Source organism: Streptomyces sp. NPDC051684 (assembly GCF_044453445.1).
GTDB lineage: Bacteria > Actinomycetota > Actinomycetes > Streptomycetales > Streptomycetaceae > Streptomyces.
Window position 1 is genome coordinate 62,284 of the sequence record NZ_JBITCS010000003.1, and the last position, 19,999, is coordinate 82,282.

The following is a 19,999-nucleotide window of genomic DNA, read 5'->3' on the forward strand; positions in this document are numbered from 1 at the left end:
GGGCGCCGCATGCGGCCGATCAAGGCCCAACTCCCCTGCCCGGTACGGAAAAAGGCCGCGGCCCCGCCCCCGTGAGGGAGTAGGGCCGCGGCTCTGTCGCTTCAGGAACGGTCAGCCGTTGCGCTTCCAGCGCGGCTTGTCGTCGCGGCGGCCGAAGGAGGAGCCGGAGCCGGCACCACGGTGGTCGTCACGACGGCCGTAGGGACGGTGGCCGCCGGAGGGGCGGTCGCCCTGGCGGTCGCGGTTGAACGGACGGTCGCTGCCCCGGTGGCCCGACGGACGGTCGTCGCGGCGGAAGCCGCCACGGTCGTTGTCCCGGCGCTCGAAGGAACGGCCACCACGGTCGTCGCGGTTGAAGCCGCCGCGGTCGTTGTCCCGGCGGAAGCCGCCACGGTCGTTGTCACGACGCTCGAAGGAACGGCCACCACGGTCGTTGTCACGACGGTCGTCCCGGCGGAAGCCGCCCTTGTCACCGTCGCGGCGGTCGTCGCGGCGGAAGCCACCACGGTCGTCACGACGCTCGAAGGAACGGCCGCCACGGTCGCCGCCGCGGTCGTCGCGACGCTCGAAGGAGCGCCCGCCACGGTCGTTGTCCCGGCGGAAGCCGCCCTTGTCGCCGTCGCGACGGTCGTCGCGGCGGAAGCCACCCTTGTCGTTGTCGCGGCGGAAGCCGCCACGGTCGCCGCCCCGGTCGTCACGACGGTTGTCGCGGCGCTCGAAGTTGCCCCGCTCGTCGCGGCGCGGACGCGAGTCGTAGGAGGAACGCTCGGCGCGCTCCTGGCGCTCCGCCTCCTCGGCGGCAGCGGCGGCCTGGGCGGCCTGCTCGGCGGCGGCCTCCTGCGCGGCGGTGACGGCGGCGGCGACACCCTCCTCGTCCTCGCCGCGGTCACGGGCGGCGCGGGCGGTGAGGCGGTCGGCCTGCTCGCGCAGCTCGGCGGCGCGCCGGGTGGCGCGCTCCAGCTGCTTGGTGAGGTCGGTGACCTCGCGCTCGGCCTGCTGCGCGGCGTTGCCCGCGGACTCGGCCTCGACCTCGGTCATGGACCGGGCGCCGGTGATGTCGGCGACCTCCGGGTCGAAGGCGGCGCCGCCCTGGATGATGTGCCGACCGGCGTCGACGCCCGCGTCCTCCATGAGGCGGAAGATCTGGCGGCGCTGGTGCGGCAGCGACAGGGAGACGACCGTGCCGGTGCGGCCGGCACGGGCGGTGCGGCCCGCGCGGTGCAGGTAGTCCTTGTGGTCGCCGGCCGGGTCCACGTTCAGGACCAGGTCGATGTCGTCGACGTGGATGCCGCGGGCGGCGACGTCGGTGGCGACCAGGGAGTTGACGTAGCCCTTCTTGAAGTCCTCGAGGACGCGGGTGCGCGCGCCCTGCGTCATGCCGCCGTGCAGCGCGTCGGCCTGCACGCCGGCGTCGCGGAGCTGCTCGGCGATGCGGTCGGCGCCCAGCTGGGTGCGGACGAAGATGATCGTGCGGCCCTTGCGGGAGGCGATGGCGGCGGTGACCGGCGCCTTGTCCTTGGGCTTCACGATGAGGATGTGGTGCGACATCGTCGTGACGTTGCCCTGGGCGCTGTCGACCTCGTGGCTGACCGGGTCGTTCAGGTAGCGGGTGACGAGCGTCTTGATCTCGTTCTCCATGGTGGCGGAGAAGAGCATGCGCTGGCCGCCGCCCGGAACCTGGTCGAGGATCTCGGTGACCTCGGGCAGGAAGCCCAGGTCGGACATCTGGTCAGCCTCGTCGAGGACGGCGACCTCGATGTTGCTCAGGTCGCAGGCGCCGCGGTTGATGAGGTCGCGCAGGCGGCCCGGGGTGGCGACGAGGATGTCGACGCCGCGCTCCAGGGCGTAGATCTGGTTGCCCATCGACGTACCGCCGCAGACGACCTTCATCTTGAGGCCGACCTGGTCGCCGTAGGGCTGGAGGGCGTCCGCGACCTGCATCGCGAGCTCGCGGGTCGGGGTGAGGATGACGGCGCGCGGCTTGTGCTTCTCGCTGCGGGCGCCGGCCAGGCGGGCCATCGTCGGCAGACCGAAGGAGAGGGTCTTGCCGGAGCCGGTGCGGCCACGGCCGAGGATGTCCTTGCCGGCCAGGGCGTCCGGGATGGTCGCGGCCTGGATCGGGAACGGGGTGGTCACACCGTTCTGCGCGAGCTTGCGCACGACCGGCTCGGGGAGACCGAGGTCGGCGAACGTGATGGTGGGCTCGTCGTTCTCGATGATGTCGACCGTGTCGGTGTCGATGTCGTTCTCGACGGCCTGGTCGGCGATGTTCTCAGTGGAAATGGACATGCGAAATGCGAAACCTTCCGGAGTCTCGGCACGCGCCCGCAACTCCGTGTATTCGCAATTCAGCAAATCGACCGCCTCAATGCGGTCCAGCCACGGCAAGGGAGAGTACGCGCCACGCGGCGCTCTCTTGACGGCGCCGGGCAAATGGGATCAAACGATCTACCACCATACGCACCCCAGACCCCCCGAGGCAAACCGGATCCTTGAGACCCCGCTCACACGACGACCTGGCGCTACGTGACGGCCTGACCCTGGGCGGGGTCGCCGGCCCTAGGCGGGGTCCCCGGCCTGCGGCCTCGGTTCGCTGGCCCGCTCCGACGCGGTCTCCTCGTGCGCCGAGGACGAGGGCTCGGCGGTCGGCGGCGACGAGGAGGGCGCGGGGGACGACTTCGTGGGCGTGGGCGTGGGCGTCGCGCCGGGTGGGCTCGGCCGCTGCGAGGGCCGCTGCGGCACGCTGCGGGACGGCGAGGCGGGCTTCGAGGCGGGGGTGGACGCCGTCGTCCGCGTGGGGGAGGCGGACGACGGCGTGGCCGGGACCTCGCGCGAGGCGGGCCGCCGGGAGGGCATCGCGGAGGCCTTCCCGACGCGCGCGCCCACGTCCGCGCCGCCGTCCGGGACCTCGTTGGCGCCGTCGGGCGCGGCGCCCGAGCCGCGCTGCGGCGGGGAGTGGGTGGCCGCGCCCGTGCCGTCGGCGCCCACGCTCATGCAGCCGGCGGCCGCGGCGACGGCCACCGTGGTCGCGGCCAGCCGGCCCAGACGAAGCGCGCTGAGCGACAGGGCGCGTTGCGATACGGACAGCTGGCGCACGGGCGAGCACCTCCGGTGCACGGGACGGGGTACGGAGTGACCATGGGGGGTACCGTCCCCAACTCCTGTCGCCCGTACGAGGACACGCGCCGCGCGAGCACCGCACAAAGCCCCCACAATCAGTGCGGGGGCCTCACCCGTGCGTCACTCGTGTCTCACCCGTATCCCAGCGCGTGCAGCCGCGCGTCGTCGATCCCGAAGTGGTGTGCGATCTCGTGCACCACGGTCACCTCGGTCTCCGCGATCACGTCCTCCCTGGACTCGCACATCCGCAGCGTCGGCCCCCGGTAGATGGTGATCCGGTCCGGCAGCACGCCCGCGTACCACTCGCCCCGTTCGGTCAGCGGCGTCCCTTCGTAGAGCCCGAGCAGGTCGGGGTCCTCGGCCGGCGGTTCGTCCTCCACGAACACCGCCACGTTGTCCATGAGTCGGGTCAGCTCGGGCGGGATCCGGTCGAGCGCCTCGGCGACCAGTTCCTCGAACGTCTCGCGCGTCATCTCCAGCACACGGCCATTGTCCGGTACAACCCGCATATCCACCCGTGCACTTGGGCATACGGGAGCAATGGCCCGCTCGCCCACCGCCGCCATACGTGGAATCCGCCGCCGCACACGGGGCGTACGAGGAGCGCCCTCGGCCCTGCTGCGCCACTACCGGGACCGGCATCCCCGTCCGGTCGTCGAGCTCGTCCACCCGCCGCACCCCTATGTACGCGCCCTGGGGCTGGTCGCCGTCGTGCTGCTCGGCGCCTGGCTGGGGCTGCTGATCGTCGGCAGCGTGCGGACGCCGGTGGGGCCGATGGACACGAAGATGACGCTGCGCCCGTCGTTCTCGGGCGGTACGAAGATCAACGTGTCGCCGCTCGGCGCCCTGGAGCTGCACTCCCACACGGCGCCGATCCGTCTCGACGTCGACGTGGACCGCATCGACCCGGCCCGCGCCCAGACCCTCGTCGACCACCCCGAGCGGTTCTCCGGGCTCCAGGACGAGGTCGCGCGCGATGTCGAGCACGGCACGGTCGACCTGGCGCTGCGCTCGTGCGTGGCGGTGGTCGCGGGCGCCACGACGCTCGGCCTCGCGGTCTACCGCCGCCCGCGCCGCGCCCTGGCCGCCGGCGGTCTGGCGCTCACCCTGCTCGCGGCCTCCGGCGGTGCGGCGTACGCGACGTGGAACCCGGAGTCCGTCCTGGAGCCGAAGTTCTCGGGGCTGCTCTCCTCGGCGCCGTCCGTGGTCGGCAGCGCCCGCTCGATCGTGACCGAATTCGACGTCTACCAAAAGGAGTTGGCGCTCCTGGTCACGAACGTCACCAAGCTCTACGACGCGACGTCCACGCTCCCCACGTACCAGCCGGACCCCTCGACGATCCGGGTCCTGCACGTGTCGGACATCCACCTCAACCCGGCGTCGTGGAAGATCATCGCCTCGCTGGTGGAGCAGTACCGGATCTCCGCGATCGTCGACACCGGCGACACGATGGACCACGGCTCGAAGGCGGAGAACGCGTTCCTCGACCCGATCAAGGACCTGAAGGTTCCCTACGTCTGGATCCGCGGCAACCACGACTCGAAGAACGCGACGCAGAAGTACCTCTCCGACCGGGGGCGGTTCAAGAACGTCCGCGTCCTCGACGACGGGAAGGCCGCCACGGTCGCGGGCCTGCGCTTCGCCGGCATGGGCGACCCGCAGTACACCCCGGACCGCGCGGTGAAGGCGCAGGGCGATCCGGCCGAGCGGCTCGCGGGCGTCCGGCTGGCGTCGGCGCTGCGCGACCAGAAGGCGGCGGGCACCCCGGTCGACATCGCGCTCGCCCATGAGCCGGCCGCGGCCCGCGAGGTGGACGGCGAGGTGCCGCTGGTCCTGGCGGGCCACATCCACCACCAGGAGATGGAGGTGCTCCCGCTCGGCACCCGGCTGCGCGTCGAGGGCTCGACGGGCGGCAGCGGCCTGCGCGCGGTCGACGACGGCAAGCCCGATCCGGTCGAGGCCTCGGTCCTCTACCTGGACCGGACCAGCAAGCGCCTGCAGGCCTGGGACGAGATCCGGCTGGGCGGCCTCGGCCTGACGAAGGCGGAGGTCAGCCGCCATCTGCCGCAGGAGAACCAGCCCGGCGCGACCCCCTCGCCGAGCCCTGCGGAGAGCTCCCCGTAAACCGTTTTGGCGATAGCTCCCTGCATCCCATATGCTTCTCACGTCCCCGACGCGCTGCGAAGCGCGCAGGCGGGCCGATAGCCCTCATCGTCTAGCGGCCTAGGACGCCGCCCTTTCAAGGCGGTAGCACGGGTTCGAATCCCGTTGGGGGCACGCACAACCGTGTGAGACACTTGCTCGCGCTTGTCTCGCACAACAGCTTGGTCCTGTGGAGCAGTTTGGAGTGCTCGCCACCCTGTCAAGGTGGAGGCCGCGGGTTCAAATCCCGTCAGGACCGCTGAAGTTCCTCGTGAACTTCGTGGCTGGGTAGCTCAGTTGGTACGAGCGATCGCCTGAAAAGCGATAGGTCGCCGGTTCGATCCCGGCCCCAGCCACCGCAGCCCATCAGGGCTTACGCCCCTTCCGGGATTCCCGGAAGGGGCGTTTTCGTGTGCCCGCGTCGCTGTACCCGTGTCGCTGTGCGGGGAGCGCGGGAGGAGGATGGAAGTGGCAGAAGGAGGTGCGACGACATGTCCCAGTTCATGGACGTCCACCACGTCCGGGACGGTCTACTGCCTGTCCGACGCTCCCTCGGCGGAAGCGGTCCAGCGTATCCACGAGCGCGCGGGCCACAGGGCCGACGAGATCCATCCGGTCCCCTTGACCGCGTGATCCCGCTGGACCGGGGTCAGACCGGTGCCGCGTGCAGCGGTCCTGTCCCCCGGCCGCCCGGGTGGCGGTGGCGCCAGAACCAGAAGAGGGCGCAGGAGACCAGGGACCAGCCGGCCAGCACCAGGAACGGGAAGGCGTGCTGGTTGCCCTGGAAGTAGACCGCCGTGTGCTGTGCGTTGTACGAGGCGCCCGGTGGCAGCCACTGACCGAGGCGGCCGATGAACGTGGGCAGCAGCGGAGGCGCCACCGCGCCGCCGGACGCCGGATTGCCGAGCAGGACCAGCAGGCCCCAGGTCGGGATCATCGCCCAGCGGTGGAAGAACGTGTTGAACATCGTGAAGACCATGCCGCAGGTGAACATCGTCAGCGCGAGGATCAGCCAGGACTCGACGAAGGGCAGGTCCACCGCGCCGAGCCCCCAGTCCGCGACCGCCGCCACGGCGAAGCCGCCGAGCAGCGCGTAGGCGATGGTGAAGGCGATCCGTTCGGCCGGGTTGAGGCCGCGCGCGTGCACGCTGAGTTGGATCGCGCCGACGAAGCCGATGATCACCGCGGCCAGCGTGATGTAGAAGATCGTGAGGCCGCGCGGGTCGCCGCCCTGGAGCGGGTTCACGTCCTTCACCGTCACCGGGATACCGGTCGCCTTGCTGACCGGGGGCGCCGCCTCGGCGAAGACCTGGGCGACGGTGACGCCGGAGGCACCGGAGACGTCGAGGCGGACGCGGGCGCCGTTGTCGCGGACGTCGAACACCGCGTAGATCTTCTGGGCGTCGAGCGCGTCACGGGCCGCCCGCGGCGAGTCGTAGACCTTGAGGTCGAGCTGGGCGTCGAGGGCCTTCTCCATCGCGCCGACGAAGGCGCTGCGCCGCGCGGCGTCGTGCTCGCCGGTGACGCCCGTGGGGATGTGGTGCGGCGTCGGGTTCGCCATGGAATACGTGTACGAGCCGGCGAAGAGCGCGGCCGCCGCGGCCAGGATGAGGACGAGCACGGTCGCCGGGAAGAAGGGCGACTGCTTGAAGCCGGTCCAGCGCTCCGGCCCGCTCAGCGGTCGCCCATGCGCGCCGTGCGGAGGGTGCTCCTTCTCGGGTTCGGGCCCATCGGACAAGTGCGACATAACCGCACGTTAAGCCACGCGTCGTCGCTCTACACCCGGACCGCATCCGAACCGCATCCGGACGCGGAGCCCGGCCGCCCCGAGGCACCGGCCGCAAAACCGGTCGCCACGCATTTCCCCGAGGTGAGATCCTTGAGGGCGTATGTCTACCCAGCCTGCCCCCGCCGCCGATCAGTTCGCCGCCGTAGCGCGGCGGATCTCCGAGCTGTCCCTGCGCGATGCGCACCGCCTCGGGCGCAGGCTCGAAGGCGCCCGCAAGATCCGCAAGCCGGAGGCCCGCGCCTCCGTCGTCGCGGAGATCGCAGCGGAGGCCGAGAAGGCCGCCGTCCGCACGGACACCCGCCGAGCGCGCCGCGAGGCCCTCGACGTCACGTATCCCGAGCAGCTCCCGGTCAGCCAGAAGAAGGACGAGATCGCGGACGCGATCCGCGACCACCAGGTCGTGATCGTCGCCGGTGAGACCGGTTCGGGAAAGACCACGCAGATCCCGAAGATCTGTCTGGAGCTCGGCCGTGGTGTGCGCGGCATGATCGGGCACACGCAGCCGCGCCGTATCGCCGCCCGCACGGTCGCGGAGCGCGTCGCCGAAGAGCTGCACACGCCGCTGGGCGAGGCGGTCGGCTGGAAGGTCCGCTTCACCGACCAGGTGAACCAGGACGCGACGTTCGTGAAGCTGATGACGGACGGCATCCTGCTCGCGGAGATCCAGACGGACCGCGAGCTGCGCGCGTACGACACGATCATCATCGACGAGGCCCACGAGCGGTCCCTGAACATCGACTTCCTGCTCGGGTATCTGGCGCAGCTGCTGCCGAAGCGCCCGGACCTCAAGGTCGTCATCACCTCCGCGACCATCGACCCCGAGCGCTTCTCGCGGCACTTCGGGGACGCCCCGATCGTCGAGGTCAGCGGCCGTACGTATCCGGTGGAGGTGCGCTACCGCCCGCTCCTGGAGGAGGACTCGGACGACTCGGACCGCGACCAGATCACCGCAATCACGGACGCGTGCGAGGAGCTGATGCGCGAGGGCGACGGCGACATCCTCGTCTTCCTCTCCGGAGAGCGCGAGATCCGCGACACCGCGGACGCACTGGAGAAGAAGAGATACAAGTTCACCGAGGTGCTGCCGCTCTACGCCCGCCTGAGCCACGCCGAGCAGCACCGCGTCTTCCAGCGCCACACGGGCCGCCGCATCGTGCTCGCCACGAACGTCGCGGAGACCTCCCTGACGGTCCCCGGCATCAAGTACGTGATCGACCCGGGTACGGCCCGCATCTCGCGCTATTCGCACCGTACGAAGGTGCAGCGGCTACCCATCGAGCCGGTCAGCCAGGCCAGCGCCAACCAGCGCAAGGGCCGCTGCGGCCGTACGTCCGACGGCATCTGCGTCCGTCTGTACTCCGAGGACGACTTCCTGGCCCGCCCGGAGTTCACGGACGCGGAGATCCTCCGGACGAACCTGGCCTCCGTCATCCTCCAGATGACCTCGGCGGGCCTCGGCGAGATCGAGAAGTTCCCCTTCATCGACCCGCCGGACCACCGCAACATCCGCGACGGCGTCCAACTCCTCCAGGAACTGGGCGCGTTGGACCCGGCCCAGAAGGACGCGCGCAAGCGGCTCACGGAGCAGGGCCGCAAGCTCGCCCAGCTCCCCGTCGACCCGCGCCTGGCCCGCATGGTCCTGGAGGCCGACAAGAACGGCTGCGTGCGCGAGGTCATGGTGATCGCCGCGGCGCTGTCCATCCAGGACCCGCGCGAGCGCCCCTCCGAGAAACAGGCGCAGGCCGACCAGCAGCACGCCCGCTTCAAGGACGAGACGAGCGACTTCCTCGCGTTCCTCAACCTGTGGCGCTACGTCCGCGAGCAGCAGAAGGAGCTGGGCTCCTCCGCGTTCCGCCGCATGTGCAAGCGCGAGTACCTGAACTTCCTGCGCATCCGCGAGTGGCAGGACATCTACACGCAGCTGCGGACGGTCGCGAAGCAGATGGGCATCCATCTCGGCGACGCCGAGACCCCGGCGGCGGGCGACTCCGTCCACATCTCCCTCCTTTCCGGTTTGCTATCGCACATCGGCATGAAGGATGTGAAGGAGTCCAAGGAGTCCACGCAGAAGGACCCCAAGCAGGCCGGCCGCGACCGCGGGCGCAATGAGTACATCGGCGCGCGCAACGCCAAGTTCGCGATCTTCCCCGGCTCGGCCCTCTTCAAGAAGCCCCCGCGCTTCGTGATGTCGGCGGAGCTCGTGGAGACCAGCCGCCTCTGGGCGCGCGTCAACGCGAAGATCGAGCCCGAGTGGGTCGAGCCGCTCGCCGAGCACCTCCTCAAGCGCACGTACAGCGAGCCGCACTGGGAGAAGGACCAGGCGGCCGTGATGGCGTACGAGAAGGTCACGCTGTACGGCGTGCCGCTCGTCGCCCAGCGCAAGGTGAACTACGGGCGGATCGACGCCGAGGTCAGCCGCGAGCTGTTCATCCGCAACGCCCTGGTCGAGGGCGACTGGCGCACGCACCACAAGTTCTTCGCCGACAACCGCAAACTCCTCACCGAGGTCGAGGAGTTGGAGCACCGGGCCCGGCGCCGCGACATCGTGGTCGACGACGACACGCTCTTCGACTTCTACGACCAGCGGGTCCCCGAACACGTCGTTTCCGGCGCCCACTTCGACTCCTGGTGGAAGCAGAAGAAGCGCGAGGAGCCCGAACTCCTCGACTTCGAGCGCTCGATGCTGATCCGCGAGTCCGCGGAAGCGGTCACGAAGGACGACTACCCGGACAGCTGGCGCCAGGGCGGCCTCAAGTTCCGGGTGACGTACCAGTTCGAGCCGGGCGCGGACGCGGACGGCGTGACGGTCCACGTCCCGCTCCAGGTGCTCAACCAGGTCACCGACGAGGGCTTCGACTGGCAGATCCCCGGCCTGCGCGAGGACGTGGTGATCGAGCTGATCCGCTCCCTGCCCAAGCCGATCCGGCGCAACTACGTGCCCGCGCCGAACTACGCGAAGGCCTTCCTGGACCGCGCGGTGCCGCTCCAGGAGGCGCTGCCGGTCACGCTCGCGCGCGAGCTCCAGCAGATGGTCGGCGTCCCGGTCTCGCCGGACGACTTCGACCTGGGCCGCGTACCGGACCACCTCAAGGTGACCTTCCGGATCGTCGACGAGCGGCGCCGCAAGCTCGCCGAGGACAAGGACCTGGAGGCGCTCAAGCTCCGCCTGAAGCCGAAGGCGCGGCAGGCGATCTCCCAGGCGGCCAAGGCCACCGCCGAGCGCTCCGGCGGCCCGTCCGTGGAGCGCAAGGGCCTCACCGACTGGAGCGTCGGGGCGCTGTCGAAGGTCTTCGAGACGCGCCGCGCGGGCCAGCCGGTGAAGGCCTACCCGGCGCTCGTGGACGACGGCGACACCGTGTCCGTACGCCTCTTCGACAGCGAGGCCGAGCAGGCGCAGGCGATGTGGAAGGGCACGCGCCGGCTCATCCTGCGCAACATCCCGGTGAACCCCGGCAAGTTCGCCTCGGACAAGCTGAGCAACGCGCAGAAGCTCGCCCTGTCGGCGAACCCGCACGGCTCCGTACAAGCGCTCTTCGACGACTGCGCGATGGCGGCGGCGGACAAACTCATCGGCGACTTCGGCGGGCCCGCCTGGGACGAGGAGTCGTACCGGAAGCTCTACGACAAGGTGCGCGCGGAGATCGTCGACACCACGGTGCGAGCGGTCGGCCAGGTCCAGCAGGTCCTGGCGGCCTGGCAGGCCTGTGAGCGCCGTCTGAAGTCCACGAAGAGCGCGGTGCTGCTGCCCAACCTCCAGGACGTGCGCGCCCAGTTGAACGAGCTGGTGAAGCCGGGCTTCGTCACGGCCACCGGACTGCGGCGGCTGCCCGACCTGATGCGCTACCTCGTCGCGGCCGACCGCCGGCTCCAGCAGATGCCGACCAACGTCCAGCGGGACACCACCCGCATGGAGAAGGTCCACGAGATGCGGGACGAGTACCTGTGGCTGCTCGAGCAGATGCCGCAGGGGCGGCCCGTGCCGCAGGAGGTGCTCGACATCCGCTGGATGATCGAGGAGCTGCGGGTCAGCTATTTCGCCCATGCGCTGGGCACGGCGTACCCCGTCTCGGACAAGCGGATCGTGAAGGCGATCGACGCGCAGGTCCCGTGACCGGTCGGCCACGAAGGGTGAGTTCGACCGCACGGCCTGCGCTGCTGTAGAGTCCTGTCTCGCAGCGCAACGCAGTACGGCGCAGCGAAAACCTGGTCCTGTGGAGCAGTTTGGAGTGCTCGCCACCCTGTCAAGGTGGAGGCCGCGGGTTCAAATCCCGTCAGGACCGCAGTAGAAGAAGACCCGCACCGTACGGTGCGGGTCTTCTTTCGTTTCGGCCGGTGGGGCTCCACGCCCCGAACGCCGGCAGGGGCCCGACGGGGCGCCACCTGGGGCGCCACCCCCGCCGCGAAGGCCCCTGTAGCGCCCCGAGAGCGCCCGCGAGGCCGACCGGGACCAAAGCCCCTCGAAGGCATGACCAAAGGCGGCCCTGCGCGCCCTCAACTGGTGGCAACCTGGGGAGAGTCGAGGATGCGAGCGGGAGCACACGCCGACGCCGGTGCCCAATAGCGCAAGGGCGTCACCTGCAACAAGCGACGAGGCGTGTGACGGGTGTCACCGAACTTGTTTTGGAAACACCGTTTCTTACCCCCTCCCTACAACGGCTCAATTTAATATGTGCAATTGCACCAGCCCTGGCACGTGACCACAGGTGCCCACAGAGGTGCCCCCACCGGGGGCCGGCCCGCGCGCACAAAAAAGATCGCGCTGGACCCGGCGGAGTCCAGCGCGATCGAGTGACGCTTCCATGAGGCTGTGGAGATGACGCCTCGGCGGTCTTCATAAGAAGGAGTCCTGTTGGGGCAGGACCCGCGTCGAGTGGAGCTATGGGTGGGCGTGCGACAGGTTGGGGGACCTGAAACGCCCGTATTGCTGCGTTGTGCGGTACCTCAGGCCTCGCTGCGCTGCTGCGGGATACCCGCAAGCAGGGCGCGGACCTCGGCCTCGCGGTAGCGGCGGTGTCCGCCGAGCGTACGAATCGACGTGAGCTTGCCAGCCTTCGCCCAGCGCGTGACCGTCTTGGGGTCGACGCGGAACATCGTGGCGACCTCAGCGGGGGTCAGCAGCGGCTCGGCATCAGGGGTGCGAGCGGTCATGAGCGGCCTCCTCGGAGAACCGAACCTTCTCGGTTCATTCCTCTAAATTCTGCACCTTGACCCGCGTTGCCCGAAATGGCGGACGCGAGTCGAGTCGGTTATAGGACGAACGGCTTGTCCTCGGCACTACAACTACACCATCCGTCCAGCCACGTCGGCCAAACCGATGGAATTGCCCTCCCAGGTGTTCATCAGCGACGGATGCCGATGGACCGTGCCATAGCGGACAGTCACGCCACAGTGACGATCAGTCACAGAGTGATCAGGAGCCATCAGACCCCCCAGCGGCAGTGCAATGCTGAGTAATCCGTCCATGGTTGGACTTAGTTGGACGGAAGGAGCCCTCCCCGGACTCCTTGTCCTATTTTGACACGAGGAGGGGTGATGGGCGCAAGGTCCCTGTAAGTGCCGTCCGTCACGGTTGAGGCAAACGCCCGGATCAGGACGTAGGTCCCGAAGGCCGGTGTGAGCGGCCTCACTTGGGGAATCAGTTCGCGAACTGCCGGTCGCGCGCCGACCGCCAGCGTTCCACAAGCCTCGCGTACGCCTCGCCCGCACCGTCCTCGTCACCGACGCGCAGCGCCGCGATGCCCTCGGCGACATCCGCCGCCGAGTGGTCGTCCTCGAGGAAGTCCTGCGGCAGGGCGTGCACCAGCCCGCCGTAGTCGAGTTCGACGTACGAGCGGGGGTGGAACTCCTCCAGCCAGCGCCCCACATCTACCAGGCCGTCGATCAGGGGGCCTTCCTCGATCGAGTCCTTCAGCGCCTTCAGGCCGCGCGCGACCCGGCGCCTCGCCTGCACCATCGGCGTCCGATAGCGAAGCCGCGGGACCCCGGCGTCCTCCCCCTCGCCCTCGCTCCCGTCGCTCTTCTGCTCGTACTCGCGCTCGTCGTCCGAGACAAGCACGAACCAGTTGATCGGCACCTGCCACGTGGACGTCCGGATCCAGGGCCTGGCGTCCGGATTGCGCTCCAGCCAGCGGTCGTAATCGGCGGCCGACTGCCGGCGCACCACGGGCGGGATCGCCGCGTCCAGGACCGTGGGCGGCAGCTCGCCCGGCAGCTCGTCCAGGGCCTGCCAGCCCCGCAGCCGGGTGCGCCACGGGCACACGCACACCACCCCGTCGATCACGATCACGAACGCGTCGTCGCTCTCGTGCACCGGCACGGGCACGGGCGGCGTGGGCAGCAGATCGGCCAGGGATCGGCGCAATTCATCCTGGTAGGAGGGGAGGCTCTCGCGTTTCGCGTAGCGCTCCCAATGGCCGCGCTCCGGCTGCGGGAAGGCTGCGAGGGGTTCGTACACGCGCAGATACGCCGCGTACGGGACAGACACCGAGGACACCTTGGGCACGGCTGCTCCCTCCCCCACCCACCGGCTGGAAAACACTGCAAATCGTCCCACGTGGCGACGCGGCGGGATTCGGGCCTGCTTGCGGCTCCCGCGGGCGCGCGAGGGTGATCCTGGGCACTGCGCCGGTGGCGGGCCCGCGCACGCTCTAATCTCTTGCCCACAAGCACCGACGGAAGGCCCGCCACCCGCACGGGATTCCGCCCAACCGCCGCTATGTACTTGGGAGTCACCACAGTGACCGATGTGACCGGCGACGCTGTCACCACCTCCGACGGCTCCGGCGCCTCAGGCGTTCTGCACACGCTCTTCCACTCCGCACAGGGTGGCCACGAGCAGGTCGTCCTCTGCCAGGACCGCGCCAGCGGCCTCAAGGCCGTCATCGCCCTCCACTCCACCGCCCTGGGCCCGGCCCTCGGCGGCACCCGCTTCTATCCGTACGCCTCCGAGGCGGACGCCGTGGCCGACGCGCTGAACCTCGCGCGCGGCATGTCGTACAAGAACGCCCTGGCCGGGCTCGACCACGGCGGCGGCAAGGCCGTGATCATCGGCGACCCGGCGACGATCAAGAGCGAGGCGCTGCTGCTGGCCTACGGCCGGTTCGTCGCCTCGCTCGGTGGCCGCTACGTCACGGCGTGCGACGTCGGCACGTACGTCGCCGACATGGACGTCGTGGCCCGCGAGTGCCGCTGGACCACCGGGCGCTCCCCCCGAGAACGGCGGCGCGGGCGACTCCTCCGTGCTCACCGCCTTCGGTGTCTTCCAGGGCATGCGGGCCAGCGCCCAGCACCTGTGGGGCGACCCCACGCTGCGCGGCCGCAGGGTCGGCGTCGCCGGCGTGGGCAAGGTCGGCCACCACCTCGTCGAGCACCTCCTGGAGGACGGCGCCGAGGTCGTGGTGACGGACGTCCGCGAGGAGTCCGTGCGGCAGATCACCGAGCGGCACCCCGGGGTCGCGGTCGCCGCCGACACCGAGGCCCTGATCCGCACGGAGGGGCTCGACATCTACGCGCCCTGCGCCCTGGGCGGCGCGCTGAACGACGACTCCGTACCGGTGCTGACCGCGAAGGTGGTGTGCGGCGCGGCCAACAACCAGCTCGCGCACCCGGGCGTCGAGAAGGACCTCGCGGACCGCGGGATCCTCTACGCGCCGGACTACGTGGTGAACGCCGGCGGCGTCATCCAGGTCGCCGACGAGCTGCACGGCTTCGACTTCGACCGGTGCAGGGCGAAGGCCACGAAGATCTTCGACACGACACTTTCCATCTTTGCGCGCGCGAAGGTCGATGGGATTCCGCCGGCCGCGGCGGCCGACCGGATCGCCGAACAGCGGATGGCGGAGGCCCTCGGAAGGGGCTGACGACGGCCCTTGGGTAACGAGCATCACGCCCCTCGGCGGGTCGCTCCTCGGGAAGAGGTTAAAATCGCAGCTGACCAGCGAGGAAAGGGCTCCTGGCTGGTCCTGCGCACACGCGCGTCCTGCGGGCGACGTACCGTATGGGCGTGGGCTCAGGTACCGTGGAAGCCCTACGGACCGGTCTCCCTGCGGGGAGTCCGTTCCAGATCATGAACGCGTGTCAAGACTCTGGGGCCATGAAGCCCCATCACCGAGGGGGTCGAGCCATGGGGCGCGGCCGGGCCAAGGCCAAGCAGACGAAGGTCGCCCGCCAGCTGAAGTACAACAGCGGCGGGACTGACCTGTCGCGTCTGGCCAACGAGCTAGGCGCATCCACGTCGGATCCAGTATCGAATCAGCCGCCGAACGGCGAGCCTTTCGAGGATGACGACGAGGAAGACGACCCGTACGCCCGCTACGCGGATATGTACGACGAGGACGAGGACGAGGACGGCGAGTCCGGTCCTTCGTCACAGCGCCGCGGCGCTTGACCTCGTAACACGTCAGCGGCGTCGCAGTCGCTGCACTTCACCCGGTCCGGGGTGGTCACCACGCCGGACCGGGTTTTGTGCTGTCCGGACGGCCACCGGCCGGCCGGACAGCGGGCCCGGGGCCCGACCCCACGGGGACTACTTCGCGTAGTCGCCCGTGAGCTCGGCACCCGTGCTGTGCTCACCGCGCTCGACGATCTCGCCGGCGACCCAGGAGTCCACGCCGCGGTCGGCCAGCGTCGCGAGGGCGACCTCGACCGACTCCTGCGGCACGATCGCCATCATGCCGACGCCCATGTTCAGCGTCTTCTCCAGCTCCAGGCGCTCGACCTGGCCCTTCGCTCCGACCAGGTCGAAGATCGGGTCCGGGGTCCACGTGGAGCGGTCGACGGTGGCATGCAGGCCGTCCGGGATCACCCGGGCCAGGTTCGCCGCGAGACCGCCGCCCGTGATGTGGCTGAACGCGTGCACCTCGGTGGTGCTGATCAGCGAGAGGCAGTCCAGGGAGTAGATCTTCGTCGGCTCCAGGAGCTCCTCACCGAGCGTGCGGCCGAGTTCCTCGACGTGCTCGCCCAGGTCCATCCCCGCGCGCTCCAGGAGGACGTGGCGGACCAGCGAGTACCCGTTCGAGTGAAGCCCGGAGGACGCCATGGCGATCACCGCGTCACCCTTGCGGATGCGATCCGGGCCCAGCAGGTTGTCGTGCTCCACGACACCGGTGCCGGCGCCCGCGACGTCGAAGTCGTCCGGGCCGAGCAGGCCCGGGTGCTCCGCAGTCTCGCCGCCGACGAGCGAGCAGCCCGCGAGGACGCAGCCCTCGGCGATGCCCTTCACGATGCCGGCGACGCGCTCCGGGTGGACCTTGCCCACGCAGATGTAGTCGGTCATGAAGAGCGGCTCGGCGCCGCACACCACGATGTCGTCCATGACCATCGCGACGAGGTCGTGGCCGATCGTGTCGTAGCGGCCGAGCTGCCGGGCGATGTCGACCTTCGTACCGACGCCGTCGGTGGCCGAGGCGAGCAGCGGGCGCTCGTACTTCTTGAGGGCGGAGGCGTCGAAGAGGCCGGCGAAGCCGCCGAGGCCGCCGAGGACCTCGGGGCGCTGCGTCTTCTTCACCCACTCCTTCATCAGCTCTACGGCGCGGTCGCCGGCTTCGATGTCGACGCCCGCGGACGCGTAGCTGGCACCAGTGGTCTCAGACATTGCCTGGGATCTTTCGGTTGATGAATCGGGGTCTACGGGCGACGGATCGCGTCGGACGCAGCCGTGGACGCAGGACCTGCGGCCAGTTCCGTCTCCAGGAGCTGCTTGCCGAGGAGCTCCGGGTCGGGGAGGTCCATCGGGTACTCGCCGTCGAAGCAGGCACGGCAGAGGTTCGGCTTGGCGATGGTGGTCGCCTCGATCATGCCGTCGATGGAGATGTACGAGAGCGAGTCGACCCCGAGCGAGGTGCCGATCTCCTCGACCGTCATGCCGTTGGCGATCAGCTCCGCGCGGGTCGCGAAGTCGATGCCGAAGAAGCAGGGCCACTTGATGGGCGGCGAGGAGATCCGCACGTGGATCTCGGCCGCGCCGGCCTCGCGGAGCATGCGGACCAGGGCGCGCTGGGTGTTGCCGCGCACGATCGAGTCGTCGACGACGACCAGGCGCTTGCCCTTGATGACTTCCTTGAGCGGGTTCAGCTTCAGACGGATGCCGAGCTGGCGGATCGTCTGGGAGGGCTGGATGAAGGTCCGGCCGACGTAGGCGTTCTTCACCAGGCCGTTGCCGAACGGGATGCCGGAGGCCTCGGCGTAGCCGACCGCGGCCGGAGTCCCGGATTCCGGGGTGGCTATGACGAGGTCGGCGTCGGCCGGAGCCTCCTTGGCCAGCCTGCGGCCCATCTCCACGCGGGAGAGGTACACGTTCCGGCCCGCGATGTCCGTGTCAGGACGGGCCAGGTACACGTACTCGAAGACGCAGCCCTTCGGCTTTGCTTCGGCGAAGCGAGAGGTTCGCAGACCGTTCTCGTCGATGGCGACGAACTCGCCCGGCTCGATCTCGCGGACGAAGCTGGCGCCGCAGATGTCGAGCGCGGCGGTCTCCGAGGCGACGACCCAGCCGCGCTCCAGGCGGCCGAGGACCAGCGGGCGGATGCCCTGCGGGTCACGACCGGCGTACAGGGTGTTCTCGTCCATGAAGACCAGCGAGAAGGCGCCCTTGACCTGGGGCAGCACCTTGGCGGCCGCCTCTTCCACGGTCAGCGGCTTGCCGTCCTCGTCGACCTGCCCCGCGAGCAGGGCGGTCACCAGGTCGGTGTCGTTGGTGGCCGCGACCTGGGTCGCGCGCCCGTTCTCCTTGGGGAGCTCGGCGACCAGCTCGGCGAGGTGCGCCGTGTTGACCAGGTTGCCGTTGTGCCCGAGGGCGATCGAACCGTGCGCGGTGGCGCGGAACGTCGGCTGGGCGTTCTCCCATACGGAGGCCCCGGTGGTCGAGTAGCGGGCGTGACCGACCGCGATATGACCTTGCAGGGAACCTAGGGATGTTTCGTCGAAGACCTGGGAGACAAGTCCCATGTCTTTGAAGACGAGGATCTGGGAGCCATTGCTGACCGCGATTCCCGCGGATTCCTGACCCCGGTGTTGGAGGGCGTAGAGCCCGAAGTACGTGAGCTTTGCGACCTCTTCACCCGGAGCCCAGACACCGAAGACGCCGCAAGCGTCCTGGGGGCCTTTCTCGCCGGGGAGCAGGTCGTGATTGAGTCGACCGTCACCACGTGGCACGCCACCGAGTGTAGACGTGATCCCCCAGTGGTCCGAATTGGGGACCGGGGCTACGCGGGTTGACCGGGGCCGATGTGACCCAATTCATCGGCCGGGGGTGCTGTCGGCGGCGGTGAGCCCGATGCCGGAGCCGTCCGGCTTGGTCAGCGTGAGTCCCTTGCCCTGGATCTCGTAGGCCGCCTTGTTCTTCAGGACGTCGAGCATCGCCTTCTCGACCTCTCCGGCCGCCCCGATGCAGCCCATACGGGTGCTGGTCAGCGGCCCGAAGGTGATGTGTCCGTCCTTGACGGTGGCTTTGGCGCGGCCCTGGTTGCAGCCGAGGCGGGCGCTGACGTGTCCGTCCTTGCCGAACACGAGTCCGGCCCGGCCCTGAGCGGCCTTCGGCAGGGATCGGGTGGTGTCTTCGGAGCTCAGGCTGGTGACGTTCCACTTGGTGCCGGCGAGCGCGGCGTCACGCTGCTCGGCGAGGGTGACGGTGTCGCCGTTCGCTCGTGTGAGGGTCAGCCGGTCGTTGCGGCCGTCGGCCCTCTTGACCGTGTTCTTGTCCGCCAGGGCGCGGGACAGGGTGTCCTCGAAGGCGCGTACGCCCTTGTCCTCGCAGAGCATCATGGTCCGCTTCGACTTGCCCAGGTCGACGCTGTCGCCGGTGACCCGGGCGGCCGCGTCGAAGTGGTTGCAGCCGTAGTTGCCGCGCACCCGCTCGTCCGAGACGAACTCGAGGTACGCACTGCCCGGGGCCTTCGTCGCCTTCCCGTCCACCGTCACGCTCTGCACGGTCCAGTGGACGCCGGTGATCGGGGCCCCGCCGACGCTCGTCGAGCCGGCCTTCTCGTCGCCGCAGGCGGTCACGGTGGCCAGCGCGGCGAGCGGCAGGACGGCGGTGCCGATCAGGGCTCGGGTACGAGTACGAGATGTACGTAGCGTGAGCATGGCAGTGGGACGTGGCGGACCGGGTTCCGGTTCCGGCCCGCCGCGCGTCCCGTGCGCATCACGCCATGATCGGCAGCAGCTCCGCCAGATCGGCCCGCTCCCCACTGGCGCTCACCAGCGCGTCCTCGACCGCCTCCGACCAGGTCGTACGCCCCGTGGCGAGCCGGATCCAGGTGAGCGGTTCGGTCTCCACGACGTTCGGCGGGGTGCCGCGGGTGTGCCGGGGGCCCTCGACGCACTGGACGACGGCGTACGGAGGGATCCGGACCTCGGTGGAGGCGCCCGGGGCCTTCGTGGCGAGGGCGTCGGCGAGGATCCGGGTGCAGGCGGCCAGGGCCTGACTGTCGTACGGGATGTCGAGGCCCGGCACCGCGGCGTTCAGGTCGTCGGTGTGGACGATCAGCTCGACGGTGCGCGTGACCAGGTAGTCCGCGAGGGTCATGTGTCCGGTGCGGTTGGCGACGAGCGCGTCGCCGTCGTGCTCGGCGAGGGAGCGTTCGAGGCCCTGTGCGGCCTCGGCGTACAGCGTCGCGAGGTCGTTGTCGGCCGCGAGTCCGCGCACGTACGCGTCGATGTCCTCGGCGTGCGGGGCCGAGGTCATCGGCCAGTCCTGCGGACGGAGTTCGGCCTTGCCCGGGCCGGCCGCGGCGAGCCCGCGGGAGACGGCGCTCGACGCCATCGTGATGTGCGCGGCGAGCTCCCGCACGGTCCAGTCCCCGAGCCGCGTCGGCGCACCGAGCTGCTCGGACGTGAGCCCCTCGACCGCCTTGCGTACGTTGCCGAACTGGGCGAGTACGGCGGCGCGGGTCTTGCCGGGGTTGTAGACGCGGGGCTTCCTCTTGGCCGGTGGCATGGCCCGACCCTATG

Annotated in this window: 14 protein-coding genes, 4 tRNA genes and 1 pseudogene; 9 read left to right on the top strand and 10 right to left on the bottom strand. The window is 70.0% G+C overall.

The window, feature by feature from the left end; genetic code table 11:
- Positions 1 to 111: 111 nt before the first annotated feature.
- From ACIA8D_RS04490 to ACIA8D_RS04500, 3 genes are all read right to left on the bottom strand, one after another.
- Positions 112 to 2,289 (bottom strand): DEAD/DEAH box helicase, encoded by a 2,178-nt coding sequence (locus ACIA8D_RS04490; RefSeq protein ID WP_399228625.1) that lies wholly within the window; start codon positions 2,287 to 2,289, stop codon positions 112 to 114.
- Between the two features lie 270 nt (positions 2,290 to 2,559).
- Positions 2,560 to 3,096, bottom strand: coding sequence for a hypothetical protein (locus ACIA8D_RS04495; RefSeq protein WP_399228627.1), 537 nt, complete (start codon positions 3,094 to 3,096; stop codon positions 2,560 to 2,562).
- 155 nt (positions 3,097 to 3,251) lie between these two features.
- Positions 3,252 to 3,602, bottom strand: a complete 351-nt coding sequence (locus ACIA8D_RS04500) for a metallopeptidase family protein (RefSeq protein ID WP_399228629.1) — start codon at positions 3,600 to 3,602, stop codon at positions 3,252 to 3,254.
- A gap of 58 nt (positions 3,603 to 3,660) precedes the next feature.
- Between ACIA8D_RS04500 and ACIA8D_RS04505 the strand changes: the two genes are divergently transcribed.
- From ACIA8D_RS04505 to ACIA8D_RS04525, 5 genes are all read left to right on the top strand, one after another.
- Entirely contained in the window at positions 3,661 to 5,244 is a 1,584-nt protein-coding gene (locus ACIA8D_RS04505; protein ID WP_399228631.1) for a metallophosphoesterase, read from the top strand.
- Between the two features lie 80 nt (positions 5,245 to 5,324).
- Positions 5,325 to 5,397 (top strand) — tRNA-Glu (locus tag ACIA8D_RS04510).
- Positions 5,398 to 5,446: 49 nt separating this feature from the next.
- Positions 5,447 to 5,521: transfer RNA gene (locus ACIA8D_RS04515), tRNA-Asp, on the top strand.
- A 23-nt stretch (positions 5,522 to 5,544) separates the two neighbouring features.
- Positions 5,545 to 5,618: transfer RNA gene (locus ACIA8D_RS04520), tRNA-Phe, on the top strand.
- A 106-nt stretch (positions 5,619 to 5,724) separates the two neighbouring features.
- Positions 5,725 to 5,895 carry a nickel-binding protein gene (locus ACIA8D_RS04525; RefSeq protein ID WP_399228633.1) on the top strand — a complete coding sequence of 57 codons (171 nt, stop codon included), beginning with the start codon at positions 5,725 to 5,727 and terminating at the stop codon, positions 5,893 to 5,895.
- Between the two features lie 16 nt (positions 5,896 to 5,911).
- On the opposite strand, the gene ACIA8D_RS04530 is transcribed toward ACIA8D_RS04525, so the two are convergent.
- Positions 5,912 to 7,009 (bottom strand): ABC transporter permease, encoded by a 1,098-nt coding sequence (locus tag ACIA8D_RS04530; RefSeq protein WP_399228634.1) that lies wholly within the window; start codon positions 7,007 to 7,009, stop codon positions 5,912 to 5,914.
- Positions 7,010 to 7,151: 142 nt separating this feature from the next.
- On the opposite strand from ACIA8D_RS04530, the gene hrpA reads away from it, so the two are divergent.
- On the top strand, positions 7,152 to 11,162 hold the full coding sequence (gene hrpA / locus ACIA8D_RS04535) for an ATP-dependent RNA helicase HrpA (RefSeq protein WP_399228636.1): 4,011 nt from the start codon (positions 7,152 to 7,154) through the stop codon (positions 11,160 to 11,162).
- Between the two features lie 94 nt (positions 11,163 to 11,256).
- Positions 11,257 to 11,331: transfer RNA gene (locus tag ACIA8D_RS04540), tRNA-Asp, on the top strand.
- A 661-nt stretch (positions 11,332 to 11,992) separates the two neighbouring features.
- Here ACIA8D_RS04540 and bldC read toward each other — a convergent pair.
- Together bldC and ACIA8D_RS04550 are read right to left on the bottom strand one after the other, a co-directional pair.
- On the bottom strand, positions 11,993 to 12,199 hold the full coding sequence (gene bldC / locus ACIA8D_RS04545; RefSeq protein ID WP_003949541.1) for a developmental transcriptional regulator BldC: 207 nt from the start codon (positions 12,197 to 12,199) through the stop codon (positions 11,993 to 11,995).
- 487 nt (positions 12,200 to 12,686) lie between these two features.
- A complete protein-coding gene (locus ACIA8D_RS04550) occupies positions 12,687 to 13,553 on the bottom strand; it encodes a hypothetical protein (protein WP_399228638.1) in 867 nt (288 codons plus the stop codon).
- A 234-nt stretch (positions 13,554 to 13,787) separates the two neighbouring features.
- On the opposite strand from ACIA8D_RS04550, the pseudogene ACIA8D_RS04555 reads away from it, so the two are divergent.
- Together ACIA8D_RS04555 and ACIA8D_RS04560 are read left to right on the top strand one after the other, a co-directional pair.
- Positions 13,788 to 14,910: pseudogene (locus ACIA8D_RS04555) on the top strand (Leu/Phe/Val dehydrogenase).
- A 263-nt stretch (positions 14,911 to 15,173) separates the two neighbouring features.
- On the top strand, positions 15,174 to 15,437 hold the full coding sequence (locus ACIA8D_RS04560) for a DUF3073 domain-containing protein (RefSeq protein WP_399228641.1): 264 nt from the start codon (positions 15,174 to 15,176) through the stop codon (positions 15,435 to 15,437).
- Positions 15,438 to 15,575: 138 nt separating this feature from the next.
- Here the strand turns inward: ACIA8D_RS04560 and purM are convergent, their stop codons facing one another.
- From purM to ACIA8D_RS04580, 4 genes are all read right to left on the bottom strand, one after another.
- Entirely contained in the window at positions 15,576 to 16,643 is a 1,068-nt protein-coding gene (purM, locus tag ACIA8D_RS04565; protein ID WP_399228643.1) for a phosphoribosylformylglycinamidine cyclo-ligase, read from the bottom strand.
- Between the two features lie 32 nt (positions 16,644 to 16,675).
- The gene (gene purF, locus ACIA8D_RS04570) at positions 16,676 to 18,202 is read right to left on the bottom strand and encodes an amidophosphoribosyltransferase (RefSeq protein ID WP_399228644.1); all 1,527 of its coding nucleotides are present in this window, start codon (positions 18,200 to 18,202) and stop codon (positions 16,676 to 16,678) included.
- 84 nt (positions 18,203 to 18,286) lie between these two features.
- Positions 18,287 to 19,132, bottom strand: coding sequence for an META domain-containing protein (locus ACIA8D_RS04575; RefSeq protein ID WP_399228647.1), 846 nt, complete (start codon positions 19,130 to 19,132; stop codon positions 18,287 to 18,289).
- Positions 19,133 to 19,190: 58 nt separating this feature from the next.
- Positions 19,191 to 19,985 (bottom strand): sterol carrier family protein, encoded by a 795-nt coding sequence (locus ACIA8D_RS04580; protein ID WP_399228649.1) that lies wholly within the window; start codon positions 19,983 to 19,985, stop codon positions 19,191 to 19,193.
- Positions 19,986 to 19,999: the final 14 nt, after the last annotated feature.